The sequence below is a fragment of the Marinomonas posidonica genome, from assembly GCF_043643765.1.
Taxonomy (GTDB): Bacteria; Pseudomonadota; Gammaproteobacteria; order Pseudomonadales; family Marinomonadaceae; genus Marinomonas; species Marinomonas posidonica_A.
The window spans coordinates 285086-301094 of sequence record NZ_JBHZSP010000001.1 but is presented as its reverse complement, the minus strand read 5'-3'; the positions used below and the strand labels follow the sequence as shown (position 1 = coordinate 301094).

The following is a 16009-nucleotide window of genomic DNA, read 5'->3' as shown; positions in this document are numbered from 1 at the left end:
AAGCAAATCCAATAACCACACTATAAGAGATATACCCAAAATAAAAAAGGAGTTCAGATGACCTCTGAACTCCTTTTATCGGAACGCCTCTCAATAGCTTGAGTCGATTACAGGGTAATCACCTCAAAATCCGCTACCGGATTCACATCCGCTTCATAATCCACACCGTCGATACCAAAACCAAACAACTTCAAGAATTCGTCTTTGTAAAGTTGGTAATCCGTTTTCGCAAATAAGTTCTCATCATTCACTTGTGGCCAAAGGTCACGACAAGCTTGCTGCACGTCATCTCGCAATTCCCAATCATCCAAACGCAGACGATTGGCATCATCTGTAAGCTCTGCAGGGTTATGGTTATTAAACAAACGCTCTGCAAACATACGATAGATCTGATCCATACAACCTTCATGAAGACCTTTTTCACGCATCACTTTGAACACCATCGCTAGATACAATGGCATAACTGGGATTGCGGAAGACGCTTGAGTGACCACAGACTTAAGAACCGCCACATTTGCCCCGCCTTTCAATGCAGACAATTGTGTGTTGATGGCAGCAGAAGCACGATCCAAATCTTCTTTCGCTTTACCTAGAGCACCATGCCAGTAGATAGGCCAAGTGATATCAGAACCAATGTAAGAATAAGCAACAGTGCGAACACCTTCTGCTAATACGCCCGCTTCCTGAAGCGAAGACATCCACAACTCCCAATCTTCACCACCCATTACGGTAGTGGTTGCTGCGATCTCTTCTTCGGTTGCCGGCTCAATTTCCGCTTCAATTATAACATCTTTGTTGGTATCAATGGCAGTAGAACGGTATGGCTGACCAATCGGCTTCAATACAGAACGAACCACTTCGCCTGTTTCAGGTAATTTACGAACTGGCGACGCCAATGAGTAAACCACCATATCAATTTGACCAAGGTCTTCCTTGATCAACTCAATCACTTTGTCACGGGCTTCGTTAGAGAATGCATCGCCATTGATGCTTTTCGCATACAGGCCTTCTTCTTTCGCTGCTTTATCGAATGCTGCTGCATTGTACCAACCGGCTGTGCCTGGCTTTTTCTCTGTTCCTGGTTTTTCAAAGAACACACCAATAGTGGCGGCGCCTGATCCAAACGCTGCAGCAATACGTGAAGAAAGACCATAACCACTAGAAGAACCAATCACGAGTACTTTTTTGGGGCCATTTTCAATAGCGCCATTTTTCTTTGTAAGCGCAATCTGCTCTCTTACATTTTGCTCACAGCCCACTGGATGAGTCGTTGTACAAATAAATCCACGAATTTTTGGTTTAATGATCATAGTATTTTCTCAACATCATGTTTTGCTTACGTCTTGCCTGACAATCCCTTCAAATGAGACAGGCAACACAAATGTGACCGCCATGATACAATAGCCGAAACAATATGTCCTGATTCTCGTTTAAATACAGAATCAAAAACTTCCTCCGTCGACATTGAAGAGATTCAAGTGCAAGTATTAGTGATTGGCTATGTTTGGCCAGAACCCAACTCCTCTGCCGCAGGCAGTCGCATGATGCAATTACTGCAGAGCTTCTACAATCAAGCGTGGCACATTACCTTTGCTAGCCCTGCACAACTCAGTGACCACATGGCCGACCTCAGCCTACTCAACATCCAACAAGACCAAATCGAACTCAACAGTGACACTTTTGACCACTACATAGCTGACAAAAAACCAGACATTGTCATCTTCGATCGATTCATGATGGAAGAACAATTTGGCTGGCGTGTAGAAAAATTCAGCCCAGAGTCACTGCGCGTGCTAAACACAGAAGATCTGCATTCACTCAGACAAGCCCGACACAATGCACTGAAAGCACAACGTGAATTCCAACTAACCGATCTATACAGCGAACAAGGCATACGAGAAATCGCTGCCATACACCGTTGTGATTTAACTCTGATGATTTCGGAGTTTGAAACCCAGCTATTAAAAGACAAGTTTCATGTACCTGAGACGCACCTAATGCATTTGCCATTTATGCTGGACACACCAACTGAAGTCGAAGAACTCGTTGCATTTGACCAACGCCAACACTTCATCAGCATAGGCAATTTTCGCCACGCGCCAAATTGGGATGCGGTACTGCAATTAAAAACAGAAATTTGGCCGAAGATACGTCAAAGGCTACCACATGCTGAACTGCATATTTACGGTGCTTACCCTCCCCCTAAAGCCACCCAACTGCATAACCCTAAACAAGGATTTCATATCAAAGGGTGGGCAGAAGACGCCAAAAAAGTGATGGCAAACGCTCGGATCTGCTTAGCACCGTTGCGCTTTGGTGCAGGTATTAAAGGTAAATTAGTCGAAGCCATGGAAGTCGGAACCCCGAGCATTACCACTCCTACTGGCGCTGAATCCATGCATGGTGAATGGCCTTGGAACGGCATCATTACAGATGATATGGATGAGTTTATTCAAGCCGCCGTGTCACTCTATGAAGACCAACAAAGCTGGCAACTGATGCAGAAAAATGGTTTGCAGATCTTACAAGCTCGCTATCAAGCCAGTGAATGGGAAAGCAAATTAATCAATCGATTGACGCGGCAAATACAGCTCAAAAACCCACTTCGCCAGCAACATTTCTTAGGCTTAATGCTCAGACATCACAGCCTAAAGAGCACGCAATATATGTCGCAATGGATTGAGTTGAAAAACAAACAGGAATAATCATTAAGAAAGTGTGGTTAGGATTGACTGACAAATTGGCTGGCCGCTTCTCGCTCGCGCACCTTTTCCATCACCGCTTGCTGAGACGCGACGTCCATTCGCCCCCATTGACTAATTTCATGACCAGTACGATAACAACCAACACATACATCGTCTTCATTTAGAAAACAAACATTGACGCACGGGGATGGCACCTTATTTTCATGATGATCCATTGGTGTCTCCAGCCAATACAGGAAAAACTGGCACCTCACTAAAGAAGCAAGGTGCCTAATCAGTTAATATTCTGCGTTATGATAAACACGCTGAACATCGTCTAAGTCATTCAACAAATCTAGGAAACGATCGAACTGCTCAACCTCTTCGCCTGAGATTTCCGTCATGTTTTGCGCCACGAATTGAATTTCGTCGACGTCAAATTCAATCTCGCCAAACGCATCTGTTAAAGCGCTCTTTGCTTTAGCGTATTCTGTGTTTGGCGCAAATACGGTGACTTTACCATCTTCCAATTCGATGTCGGTCACATCTACGTCAGCCATCATCAAAGCTTCCAGCACGGCTTCTTCATCATCACCGTTGAAGACAAAGATGGCGCTGTGGTCAAACATGTGGCTCACACTGCCCTGACCACCAATCTTACACTTCACCTTGTTAAAGCAAGTGCGCACGTCACCGAAAGTACGGTTTGGGTTATCTGAAAGACAGTCCACAATGACCATGGTGTTGCCCGGACCAAAGCCTTCATATCGCGCCGTATCAAAATCTTCTCCGCCGCCACCTTTGGCCTTATCAATTGCTTTATCGATAACGTGGGTTGGCACCTGATCTTTTTTCGCGCGATCAATCAATGAACGCAACGCAAGGTTGCCATTTGGATCAATACCACCGGACTTGGCACAAACATAAATTTCACGGCCGTATTTACTGTAAACCTTGGCTTTTTGGTCAGAAGTTTTTGCCATGGACTCTTTGCGATTCTGAAAGGCTCTGCCCATTACTTATTCCTATTGATTACCCATTTAAAAGAAAGATTCTAACTCGTACCACCAGAAGAAGGAACTCCAATAACAGGATAAAACACTCACTCTATGGAGGTTAATCGGTCATCGAGTCAGAATCACTTACGACTTGCTAGGCGTTAGCAAGTCGTCAAATTGCTTATCTTTTTGCAACCACAATGCATTAACCCATTGCTGAAAATGGTGCCGATAGTCAGCATCATTCTGGTAGTCACCCAGTAAGTTCAAATCGATTGGCATGGTACGAACGTGCACCTTAATCTCTTTAACCTTACCTGACAGATACTGAAAAAAGCTCGGAGCTCCGTTGGGATAAACAATGGTCACATCAATTAATTGGTGCAACTTGCCATCCATTGCATTTAATGCAAACGACAAACCACCCGCTTTAGGTGACAACAAATGCTTAAACGGACTGTTTTGTTGCTGATGTTTCTCGGCGGTGAAACGTGTTCCTTCTAGGAAATTCATGATGGACACTGGAAAATGCTGAAATTTTTCACACGCTTTTTTTGTTACTTCAATGTCTTTGCCTTTTAAATCCGGACGCTTCTTTAACAATGCCGGGCTATAGCGCTTCATAAAAGGAAACTCTAATGCCCACCATGCCAACCCGATAAAAGGCACCCAGATCAATTCTTTCTTTAGAAAGAATTTAATAAAGGGAATACGACGATTAAACAAACGCTGTAAGACCAAGATATCCACCCATGATTGATGGTTAGCAATTAGCATATACCAGTCTTTTTCGAGCAAGGTTTGCTGCCCTGACACCGTAATGTGAGATCGACCTAAATAACGTTGATTGACGTTATTTACCCCAATCCAAAAGGTCGCAATGTGATCTAATAATAAATTCAAACGGGCTCGAATCGACGCGATTGGTAAAAGACACTTCAGGATTGCCAAAAACATCACCGGCAAGAAACAAAACAAGGTATTTAACACGATCAAAGAAAGGGAAATGACTGCTCGAACAGCAGGTAATTTGGGCATTATCGTAACTCTATTAGAATAATTTTTGCGCATAATACTAAAGCTAGTGGCAGAATGGAAATCCTCATTATTTACACGTCTGACAAGTAGCCAAGTTTTGCTAAGAAACTGTATAGTAAACATACGATTAGCGTATTTATAAAATATTAGCTTGATATAAGACCCGTTCTCATATCGTCTTCACCCATTTCCTGCGACGCTTTGCTGGATAATAAATAGGAATTCAAGCTCAACCATGACTGCATTTAAAGGCTTAAAGATTCGACACAAGCTCTTTGCCGTTTTTGTTCTTAGTAACATTTTATTGATTGTTTCCATGTGGCAAGTGTTTCAGTGGAGTTTCGATCGAGGCTTTGTTTCCTATGCAACAGAACGAGACCGAGATTTCCTAGAGCAAATGGCCAACCGTACAGCCAACCTATACATCTACTATGATGATTGGTATTTCTTGGTACAAGAAAGTCGTATGGAAAGAGAGTGGCATAAAGCCAAATTGGAAAACCTACGCGACCTTGTGCCGCCGCCAAGCACCCCCAATTTGGACCTTATTTATCCATCACAATATTATCGCCAACGTTTTTTACTGTTTGATCTACAGAAACGTCCTATCATCGGTTCCACACCTTTTGCCAGCGCAGAAACGCACGCGGTAAAAGTCGATGACAGAGTGGTTGGTTATGTGGGATTGAGATCCATACGTGAGCTGGTTCAAGATCAAACTCTGCGTTTTGTTAAACAACAAGGCGAAGCTTTCTTGTTAATTTCTGCTTTCATGCTGGCTATTGCCGCCTTGCTCACATGGCCTTTAGCACAATGGTTGAGTCGTCCTTTGTGTTCTATGCGCATGGCAACCAAAAAACTCGCCGCTGGGCAATTTGATACACGTATTGAAGTAAAAGGTACCGACGAATTAGCGGACCTAAGTTGCGACTTTAACCACTTAGCTTGCACCTTAGAAAATACCCGTGAAGCTCGCAAACGCTGGGTAGCCGATACGGCTCACGAACTCAGAACACCAGTCGCAATTTTACGCGGTGAAATCGAGGCGATGCAAGATGGCATCATTAAAGTAACTCCAGAAAGTTTGGCATCGTTGCAACATGAAACCATACACATAACTCGTTTAATTGATGATCTAAACCAGCTGTCTATGCACGATATGGGCAGTCTAAATTATGATATGGAAGAACTAGAACTGAACGACATCGTTGAGCAAGCTGTGCAAGCCATGACCTTGCCATTCAATGAAGCTGGACTAGACATTGAATTTGAAGATTTAGAAAATACCCCCATTACATTGACAGGCGATGCCGATCGTTTGCACCAACTTTTCTCAAATTTAATCAATAACGCACTAAAATACACAAATGCCCCAGGAAAATTGAAGGTAAGTCTATCGAAACAAAGCAAGAAAGCCGTTATCCTATTTGAAGACAGTGCGCCAGGCGTAAGCGAAGAAGAAAAAGAACGGATCTTCGAACAATTCTATCGCATCGAAAATTCACGTAATAGAGCCACTGGCGGGCGCGGTTTAGGTCTTGCTATTTGCACCAACATTGTAAATGGCCATCAAGGTAAAATTAACGCCTACCATTCTCCAATTGGCGGTTTAGGCATAAAAATAGAACTCCCTTTAAACTGATATGGAACGAGTAACATTATGAGCAAAATTCTGATTATTGAAGATGAACCAAAATTAGCGGAGTTGATGGGAGCTTACCTAGAACAAGCAGGTTACGAACATCATCATCTTGACCGTGGCGACGTGGCGGTAAATTACATTAAAAACAATCAGGTTGACCTGATTTTGCTTGACCTCATGCTACCAGGCCTAGACGGTGTTGAAATCTGTAAACAAGTACGTCAATTCAGTGGTGTTCCAATCATTATGGTCACAGCGAAAGCTGAAGAAATTGACCGTCTTATCGGCCTTGAAATGGGCGCTGACGATTACGTTTGTAAGCCTTTCAGCCCTCGTGAAATCGTTGCTCGTGTAAAAGCTAACTTGCGTCGCGTTGAACTTGACCAAGAAGAATCGCCTCGCACAGATGGATTTGATCTTGATGTGGATCGCCTACGTGCGACTTACAAAGGCGAACTGATCGACCTAACTACAGTCGAGTTTCAATTGCTTCAGTTACTAATCAAAGAGCCTGGACGCGTTTTTGGCCGTGACCTCATTATGAAGAGCATCTACGCCGACAGTCGCGTGGTGAGTGACCGTACTATCGACAGTCACATTAAGAAATTGCGTAAGAAAATCTCTGCCGTGGCACCTGAACTTAATGTCATTCACTCTGTGTATGGTGCGGGTTATCGTTTCGAAAACAACGACTAAGCCTCACCAAAACAACCAGTAAAAGGGACATAAGTTGAACAACTTTTTAGACGTATTGGCATTCTCGTTTTCCATTACTATGCCAATATTCTTAATCTTGGCATTGGGGATCATTCTCTATCGAGTTCGCATCATCAATGACAATTTTATCGATACTGCGTCTAAACTGGTGTTCAACGTCACCTTACCCGCCCTACTTTTTATCAGCATTTCAAAAACCAGCTTAACCAGTGAAACGGACTTTTCACTGGTTATTTATGCCATGCTGGCTGTGGTTGTCACCTACCTTGCCTTAGAACTGATCATGCCGATCTGGATCAAAGACAAAGCAGAGCGTGCCGTACTGGTTCAAGGGGCGTTTCGTTCTAACATGGGCATCATAGGTTTAGCATACTGCGTCAATGCCTATGGCGATGCTGTATTCGCCGTAGCATCAGTATATTTGGGCGGCGTCACTGTTCTATTCAACATATTGTCGGTCATTGGTTTAACTCGCGGCCTTGGCGGCAATACCAATTTAAAAGGCATCTTCAAGGGCATTATGAAAAACCCCTTGATCATCGCCATTGTTACCGCCTTTGTATTTTCCATTTTTGGACTTCACCTTCCGACCACCTTACACAAAGCCGGCGACTACTTTGCGCAAATGACATTACCGCTAGCACTACTCTGTGCAGGTGCATCATTAAGCTTTAGTTCAATGCGTAAGGATTTATTTGGCGCTGTACTTTCCTCTATCGGAAAACTCATATTTATTCCTGTGATACTGACATTCGGTGGCTATCTACTGGGTTATCGAGACATGGAACTTGGGGTTCTTTTCCTAATGTCTTCCGCACCCAGTGCGTCTGCCAGTTATATCATGGTGCGAGCGATGAACGGCAACTCCACTCTTGCTGCGAATATCATTGTTATCACTACACTGGCGTCCTTGATTACCACCAGCATTGGCGTTACTTTGTTACGCAGTTTGGCACTTATCTAACGCGACTGACGGTAACCTGAGTAAGATAGGTGCTGGTAAAAATCACCGCCAAAACAAATAGAGCCTTTTCTTGATCGCATTATTTCAAAAACACAGACTGTTGTTTGTCAGCCTAGGACTGGCTAGCATGGTATTGCTGTTTTTCATCGTAAACAAGTTAGCCTATCAGGTTCTCATTATCGAAAAGCATAACGAGGGCCAAGACAGACTGCTGGACTATGTCATTGAACTACGCAATGAACTCAAAAATTATCAGATCCTCCCATATGCTTTAGCAGACAATCCTACCTTACTGGCTTTCATGCAAGACCCAAATGAGCAGACTGTAAAACAACAAATGCAGCGACAACTTGAAGACTTAACACATGTCTCTAAAACCCAAGACTGGTTTATCCTATCCGCTAAAGGGGAGGAACTGCTGTCCAGCGAACAATCTCTTAACTTCAAGCTGGAAGACTATTTTAATCTTGCTGATCTAAGTGACACCTTAAAAGAATATCAGGGAGAATACCTGCTTATTTCTGGTTATAGTCCAACGGCGTTCCAATCTGCACATTTAGCTCTGGCACCAGTTTACAGCCAAACAGGCAAACTGTCCGGAGCCATTGCTGTCAAAATCAATGTCAATGATTTGATTGAACGTTGGAACCTACTGGATGATCTTGTGGTCATGACAGACCAAAACGATCTGGTGTTTGTCGCCAACAAACTTAACCGCGTCATCACCAGCGACTGGCTTAATAGCCCCAAAGCCATTCAATTTCTTGATCACACTAATGCCAAAACCTATCGTTTAAACGATCAGCACTACTTATTACAAGATGTGTTACTGGACGATTTAAAATGGCAAATTCATTATCTTTCGAGCTTAAACAACATACAAAAAACAGCGCATAACATGGCTTGGGTGAGCTTAGGCTTTTTCACTTTACTCTTTGTATTCTGGCTGTATCGACGAGAAAGATCACTGAAGATTGCTTCCAAGTTAGAAAACCAACATCTCATAGCCAACAGCGTCTTACAACAACGGGTGCTCATCGAAAACACTCATGTCGGCTTGCTGCTGCTCACTAACCAAGGTCACATTTCCTTTGTTAACCCAATGGGCAAACGTTACTTTGGCGCACACCACCTTCTTATCTCACACAATCTGATGACGTTTTTACCGGAGCGCTCTGAAAACCAAACGGCGCGACGCTTTCTAAGTGCACTGAGCAGCGGTGACATTCATAACAATGAGGACCTCCTCGAACAAGAGGTGATTCTACAAAAGCATGATGGCAATACGTTTCCTGCGTTACTATCCGTCTCCCCTTTGCAATGGGATCACTCGTTAGGTTATCTGGTCACTCTACTGAACATCAGCAAACGTAAAAAAGCCGAACTCAGTTTACTTGAAGCCAATGCTAGACTGGAAGACAGAGTATTGGAACGAACCCAAGCCCTTCAAGCCGCACAAAAAGAACTTCTTCGAACCGAAAAATTGGCAGCCATCGGTCAGATGTCTACCGCCATCGCCCATGAGTTGAATCAACCCTTAACAGGCATTCGTACACTCACCTATACCGCCGAATTACTGCTAAAACGACAAGACTCAGAACAAGCACTAAAGGTTGTCTCTGACCTGGAATCACTGGTGGTGAGAATGCAAAAACTCACCAGCGAATTAAAGGTTTTTGCTTATCGCCGTCCAGAACAACTGACACCGACATCTATTAATCAATGCTTTCAAAGCGCACTTCATCACCTAGGTGAAGAAGCGCACCACCTCACCCATCAATTACACAGCCATGGAAATGACTTAGTCTTAGCCGAGCCGAGCCGGCTCGAACAGATCTTCTCAAATTTAATCAGCAACACTATCCAAGCGTGTGCTGAGGCCAACATCACACCTGCCATCGACATTTCATTGAGTTCCGATGATCGCTATATAGAAATGCAGTTTAAAGACAATGGTCCTGGTATTGAGAAAGACAAACTAGCACATATATTCGAACCCTTTTTCACCACCAAACCCATTGGCAAAGGCTTGGGCTTGGGTATGGCAATCAGCGCCAACCTAGCCAAAGACATGAACGGTAAATTGCAAGCAAGTTATAATGATGCGGCAGAATTGGTTTTCCGATTACGTTTATTAAAGGCATAAAATGCAAAACGACACTTTTTCAATTGAAATATGGTTACTCGATGACGACGAGATAGTACGTTCGACTACGGCGCAATGGCTAAGGCTTTCTGATTATGACGTCAGAGAGTTTCACCAAGCCCAAACCTTACTCGATCAATTTCAACCCGAACAAGCTTGTATTGTGGTCAGTGACATTCGCATGTCACCAATGGATGGCCTGACGTTAATGAACCAATGTCTTGCACAAGATCCATCATTACCCTTTATTTTAATCACTGGACACGGTGATATTGATACAGCCGTCAATGCCCTGCGCGACGGAGCGTTTGATTTCCTAGAAAAACCATTCGACCCAAATCGCTTAATCCAGACTGTTGAAAAAGCCAAACAAGCTCGAAAAACACAGTTACAGATGGCGAATCAAAGCCAATATCTCGGTGATCTGCACGGCTTAGAAGAGTCCATCATTGGCCAAGATGAACAGATCGTGCGAGTACGACATCAAATTCAAACCTTTGCCAACATTGACGCCCATGTGATTGTCTATGGTAAAACAGGGTGCGGTAAAGAACTGGTCGCGAAGGCATTACACGACACCAGCCCACGTCGAGAAAAACCTTTTGTCGCCATTAACTGTGCGGCAATCCCAGCTGACCTATTTGAAAGTGAACTCTTCGGCCATGAAGCGGGTGCCTTCACCAGTGCCCACAAGCAACGCATTGGCAAATTAGAATTAGCCAGTGGCGGCACCCTATTTCTCGATGAAATTGAAAGCATGCCCCTTGCTATGCAGATTAAACTGTTGCGAGTGTTACAAGAGAACCAAGTCGAACGCATTGGCAGTAACCAGACTATCAGTATTAATCTTCGAGTGGTCGCGGCCGCAAAACAAGACTTACAAAACACAGCAGACTTTCGACAAGACTTATTCTTTCGCTTAAATGTATCGCAAATACACTTACCCGAACTCAGACATAGGGGTTCAGATATTCCCTTATTATTCGAACATTTTTGTCGAGAAGCCATTGAAGAAAGAGGTGGCGAATTTCGGCCTCTCAGCCCCATTGATCTGGAGACTCTGACGCTCTATGGCTGGCCTGGAAACGTTCGAGAGTTAAGGAACGTCGCCCTCCGCTACGCCCTAGAAGCCAACACCAGTATTGCTAAAATTTTGGCGGGCTACCAAGCACAGGAACAGATCGACACACTAACGCCATTACCCTTAAGCGTCAAAGTACAAGAATATGAGCGCAGTTTGATCGAAGCCAGCCTAAATCAGCAAGAAGGTAATATCCAACAAGTGCTAGAGCAACTGCAACTCCCAAGACGAACCTTGAACCAAAAGATGCAAAAATACGGCCTTAATAGAGCTGACTATTTAAAATAGCCCTCTGTATAAAGCTTTCTAAGTTGGTTATGGAGGAAAAATATCAGGTCGCGAAAATTTATATAAAATATTTAATGAGAATCACTTGCATTCATTCAAAAAAACCTCTTTAATGATAACCATTATCAGGTTAGAGGCACGATGAGATGCAAATTCACATGCAAGATATTTACGACAACCAAGGGCAGGTAAAAGAACCTGTTGCTGATGTCTTATCTGGTCATAAGCATCTATTGTCTTTACTGCCGAACTTAACCTTATTGAACCACCACATACAGGCTCAACAAGACGTTACCTTGCAAGAAGAAGCTCAGACTGGATTGTATTTTTCGTTTCTTGGCACTCAAGCCATTCGTTCAGTTGAAGACATTCAATCCGTACAAATACGCTACCAAGCAAGCCCAATTAGTGGTCATTTCGAGATGACAAAAGACCAGCAACAAAGTCTACTGCAAATTTGCATTAGCCCAAGTTTATTGGCTTCTATATTAGGTGAAACGGAAGATCAAATCATCCAGCATTTTTCTTCTATGCAAACAGCCCTATCGGATAACGGCACAACCATTAGTCTGCCAATGACCAGCAAAACAAAACAAACTATTGAACCTGTTTTAACTCATAACGGCCACGCCATTAGCCTAGCAGGTCATATTTATTCGGTTATTTTTACTTTGATTGAGCAATTACAAATGCTCAGCCACCTCTCTCGCTGTGAAGATTGCCAGAGTAAATTGTTTCATGCCCAGAATCTGATTGAAGCACCAGAACACGACAAGATTACGGTCCAAAAACTGGCCACCTTAACGGGTTTGAATACTGAAGCATTGATGATTGGTTTCTATTTGATTGTTGGACAATCAATTGAAAGCTATTGCACTCAAAGCAAGATAAAATACGCTGCGGCGAGATTAAGACAAGATCCAACGGCTAAATCTCACATCGTGGCAGAAAGTGGCTTTTCTGAAGATCAGTTTGAAGCCGCTTTTATTAAACATTTTGGCGTCAGTAGTCATCATTACGGCCAAATTCATTAAGAAATAGGAATAGATTACAAAATGGCTCAAGCATCAATAGCCCTAATTTACGGTACCGACACCAATAACACAGAAGAAGTCGGAAACAAGATTGCAAAACAATGGGAAGAATTGGGTGAACAGGTTGATATCTTCAATATCAAAGACATTGAAGTCAGCCAGTTACAAGACTACGCCACCTTAATACTTGGCATCCCTACATGGGACTTTGGCGGTATCCAATCTGACTGGGAAGACATAGAAGATCAGCTTGCTGAACTCTCTCTTGAGAACACCACGGTTGCCTTATACGGCTTAGGTGACCAATTTGGTTACGGTGATTATTTTGTTGATGCGATGGGGTGGTTGTATGAAAAGCTATTACCAACCAAAGCCACGTTCATTGGCCAATGGTCAACCGAAGGTTACGAATTTGAAGCATCACGAGCTTGTGTTGAAAATAAAGAAAGTTTCATTGGTCTCGCCATTGACGAAGACCAACAATTTGAACTCACTGACGAACGTATTGAGCAGTGGGTTATCCAGCTTTACGCTGAAAGAGCTGTGGAGGCCGCATAATAACCAACTGACTGGCCATTGATATTAAGTAAACGACTCAATTTGGATTCCCACACATTCGCTGCCCCGAATGCCCAAATTTTACTTAGTAGCAATGAGGTTATTATACGACTTGCTCTTCGTTGCGTAAAGAACGTGGCTACCTCTCCTTTCTCTCCTGCTTGGAGGTAGCCACGTATTTATTTCTATCTAGGCCGTCATAATCAGGATAGGCTTCCGATTTAAGCTTAAACCTAGGCGACATAAACGCCATCCGTTATTCAGTAAAAACAAAACCCTTTTCTTTCCAATAAGCCCATTCCAGCTTATGGTTATCTTAATTCCATAATTTCGTTATCATGTTGGACATTCCTATTTAAAGAACCCACTATTATGAATCTTCAGCTAACCGACATCATCATCGTTCTTGTATTCGCCAGCATTGTTTATGCATGGTGGCGTAACATCGCCATTCGAGAACACGCAACGCTGTCCGCGAAACAACATTGTGAGTCCTATAACTTACAACTGCTAGACCAAAGCATTGCCGGCATAAAATGGTGGCCTTGCTGGCATCAGGGTAATTTGATGATTAAACGTGTGTATAAATTTGAATTCAGCTCGTCGGGTGTTGCACGATATTCTGGCACTATTACTTATATTGGACAAAACCAAGCAGACATTTGGCTCAGCCCGCATGATATTTAAGAGATAAATTCCTTATAAAGCCCTTAATAAGATTGCAAAAACGATAAAGGAAGCAATAATATAGTTAGACAGCTATTTAGATGACTTTAATTGAAATGGTTTAGACAGGACCGTAAGATTTTAAGGATAAATATCTGTTTGATGAATAATAATAAATGCAGGATATCATATGTTGGCAAATCTAAGTTTTCGCACCAAGTTACTCTCTCTCTTGATAGCAGCAGTTCTTGGCTTTGTGGTAGTTACCGCCGTCGCATTGCAGGGATTAAATGTACAAGAGACATCCTCGTCACAATTTGACCGACTTACGACAGTCGATAAAGATCTCTCCTCACTCACCATTATTTTAATGGAAGAATACGAGTCACTTTCCAGTATTGATGATTCAAGCTTTGATGCTTTTATCACAACACTTGATACCAATTACGAAGACTTCACCGTCATTCTGAACAAAGACCTTGAATTGCTTCAAGATAAAGGCGCCAAAGACAACCTAACTCAAATTGCTTCTTCTTTGGATCTATACAATACCGCCTTAAAACAACTTGTCATTCAGAAACAAAAAGTAGGCTTTAATGGTACCTCTGGTTTAAAAGGTACTATCTCCAGTTTAGGTGAAAAGGTTACTGAAGAAATTTCATTCTTAAGCTTGGTGAAACAAGAGTTCCTACCAGTACGTGAAGCAGAAAAAAACTACATCTTCGAGCCAAATACAGAAAATAAACAAGTGTTTATGGAACGATATGAAAAATTCTATAAACGCGTTACGAATTTTGGCCTTGAAGAACGCTTTGGTGAAGTAATCAACCAATACTTCACGGCCGTGGGAAATTTTGACCAAGAAAATCAAGTCCTTAGTCAAATGCAAGACGCTTTCGGCTCAGCGAAAAAGAACTTCAATGAGACTCGTTTAGCGGCCGCCAATTACATGCAACAAGCTGTTACGGAAGCGCGCCAACAAGCCTCAACAAGCTCACAACAAGCCAGCATTAGTGTCATCATTGTCAGTATTGCTGTCGCGATCATTGCGGCTTTAATGATGGCAAGTATTGGCAGCAACGTGAAGAAAACCCTAAGTCAAATCATCTCAGATTTAGGTAAGGTTAAAAGTGGCGACTTAACGGCACGCTTAACGGTGAATAACAAACGTAACGATGAATTTGATTCATTATGTAGCTCAGTCAATGAAATGACCACAGGCTTAGGGGCAGTTATCGGCGATGTTGTCACAACGACCCGAGACGTCAGTGGCATGGTCACTGAGCTGAACACATCCGTAACAAACATTGCCCAAAGTAACCGTTCTGTGAGCGAACAAACCAACTCCCTTGCGGCAGCGACAGAAGAAATCTCAACGACAATTTCGAGCATTTCTCATACCACAGAGGATTTAAGCTCACAGTCTCAAAATACTTATGAGTCGGCTAAATTAGGGGCTGAAACTATCAATGGAGCGATTTCGAACCTATCAACAACGATCCAAGTAGTGAACAAAACCAGCGAACAGCTAAACGAACTTGGTCAATTATCAAAAGACATTGATAATGTGATTGCGATGATCAATGACCTTGCCAACCAAACGAATCTACTCGCTTTGAACGCTGCCATTGAGGCCGCTCGTGCGGGTGAAGCTGGTCGTGGGTTCTCAGTTGTTGCTGATGAAGTACGCTCATTGGCAGAGAAAACAGTCGATGCCACAGCGAAAATCACGGACATTGTTAGCACTATTCAGTCTTCTACTCAAAATGCCATTGAAACCATGAAAAATGGTCAAGAGAATCTACATGCTATCGAAGATTTCAGTGAAAAAGCCGAACTGGCTATTCGTGAAATCGAGCAAAACGCACAAACCAGCTCTTCCTCTTCTATTGAAATGGCACGATCTATTCAAGAAGTCGCTAAAACCGCTATTCATATGAGTGAAGAAATGGATAAGATTGCGCAACAGCTTCAACGTGACAATAGCTTCATCAACAGCATTGAAGGCAATACCAGAGACATCCATAACCAAGTCTCTAGCCTAGACAGTAAAACCAGCGTTTTCACTACGAAATAATACTGATCTCACATTTTCTATAGAAACAAAAAAACCGGCCAATGGCCGGTTTTTTTGCTGCGTTCTAAGAGTAATAAGACGATGATATTAATCTCGCCCCCCTTTAATGGAATCGC

At 42.9% G+C, this 16009-nt stretch carries 14 protein-coding genes; 10 read left to right on the top strand and 4 right to left on the bottom strand.

The annotated features are described in order from the left end of the window. Nucleotides 1-107: 107 nt before the first annotated feature. Nucleotides 108-1310 (bottom strand): enoyl-ACP reductase FabV, encoded by a 1203-nt coding sequence (gene fabV, locus ACHUFM_RS01495; RefSeq protein ID WP_394178875.1) that lies wholly within the window; start codon nt 1308-1310, stop codon nt 108-110. A gap of 168 nt (nt 1311-1478) precedes the next feature. Between fabV and ACHUFM_RS01490 the strand changes: the two genes are divergently transcribed. Continuing rightward, nucleotides 1479-2705, top strand: a complete 1227-nt coding sequence (locus ACHUFM_RS01490) for a glycosyltransferase (RefSeq protein WP_394178873.1) — start codon at nt 1479-1481, stop codon at nt 2703-2705. Nucleotides 2706-2722: 17 nt separating this feature from the next. On the opposite strand, the gene ACHUFM_RS01485 is transcribed toward ACHUFM_RS01490, so the two are convergent. The 3 genes from ACHUFM_RS01485 to ACHUFM_RS01475 all read right to left on the bottom strand — a co-directional run bounded on the left by ACHUFM_RS01485 (nt 2723) and on the right by ACHUFM_RS01475 (nt 4720). After that, nucleotides 2723-2920 carry a DUF1289 domain-containing protein gene (locus tag ACHUFM_RS01485; protein ID WP_113874949.1) on the bottom strand — a complete coding sequence of 66 codons (198 nt, stop codon included), beginning with the start codon at nt 2918-2920 and terminating at the stop codon, nt 2723-2725. A 63-nt stretch (nt 2921-2983) separates the two neighbouring features. Next, nucleotides 2984-3700, bottom strand: coding sequence for a YebC/PmpR family DNA-binding transcriptional regulator (locus ACHUFM_RS01480; protein WP_394178871.1), 717 nt, complete (start codon nt 3698-3700; stop codon nt 2984-2986). 126 nt (nt 3701-3826) lie between these two features. After that, nucleotides 3827-4720: an acyltransferase gene (locus tag ACHUFM_RS01475; protein ID WP_394178869.1), complete on the bottom strand. Its 894-nt coding sequence runs from the start codon at nt 4718-4720 to the stop codon at nt 3827-3829. 235 nt (nt 4721-4955) lie between these two features. Between ACHUFM_RS01475 and ACHUFM_RS01470 the strand changes: the two genes are divergently transcribed. The 9 genes from ACHUFM_RS01470 (at nt 4956) to ACHUFM_RS01430 (ending at nt 15893) form a co-directional block, all read left to right on the top strand. Then, entirely contained in the window at nt 4956-6362 is a 1407-nt protein-coding gene (locus ACHUFM_RS01470) for an ATP-binding protein (protein WP_394178867.1), read from the top strand. Between the two features lie 18 nt (nt 6363-6380). After that, entirely contained in the window at nt 6381-7058 is a 678-nt protein-coding gene (locus ACHUFM_RS01465) for a response regulator (RefSeq protein WP_063331850.1), read from the top strand. Between the two features lie 34 nt (nt 7059-7092). Continuing rightward, nucleotides 7093-8043, top strand: a complete 951-nt coding sequence (locus tag ACHUFM_RS01460) for an AEC family transporter (RefSeq protein ID WP_394178865.1) — start codon at nt 7093-7095, stop codon at nt 8041-8043. Between the two features lie 70 nt (nt 8044-8113). Beyond that, nucleotides 8114-10189, top strand: coding sequence for an ATP-binding protein (locus ACHUFM_RS01455; protein WP_394178863.1), 2076 nt, complete (start codon nt 8114-8116; stop codon nt 10187-10189). A gap of 1 nt (nt 10190) precedes the next feature. Next, nucleotides 10191-11558, top strand: coding sequence for a sigma-54-dependent transcriptional regulator (locus ACHUFM_RS01450; protein ID WP_394178861.1), 1368 nt, complete (start codon nt 10191-10193; stop codon nt 11556-11558). A 146-nt stretch (nt 11559-11704) separates the two neighbouring features. Next, nucleotides 11705-12592: an AraC family transcriptional regulator gene (locus ACHUFM_RS01445; RefSeq protein ID WP_394178859.1), complete on the top strand. Its 888-nt coding sequence runs from the start codon at nt 11705-11707 to the stop codon at nt 12590-12592. A 21-nt stretch (nt 12593-12613) separates the two neighbouring features. Continuing rightward, the gene (locus tag ACHUFM_RS01440; protein ID WP_394178857.1) at nt 12614-13150 is read left to right on the top strand and encodes a flavodoxin; all 537 of its coding nucleotides are present in this window, start codon (nt 12614-12616) and stop codon (nt 13148-13150) included. 372 nt (nt 13151-13522) lie between these two features. Then, the gene (locus ACHUFM_RS01435) at nt 13523-13837 is read left to right on the top strand and encodes a DUF3301 domain-containing protein (RefSeq protein ID WP_063331845.1); all 315 of its coding nucleotides are present in this window, start codon (nt 13523-13525) and stop codon (nt 13835-13837) included. Nucleotides 13838-14006: 169 nt separating this feature from the next. Further along, a complete protein-coding gene (locus tag ACHUFM_RS01430; protein ID WP_394178855.1) occupies nt 14007-15893 on the top strand; it encodes a methyl-accepting chemotaxis protein in 1887 nt (628 codons plus the stop codon). Nucleotides 15894-16009: the final 116 nt, after the last annotated feature.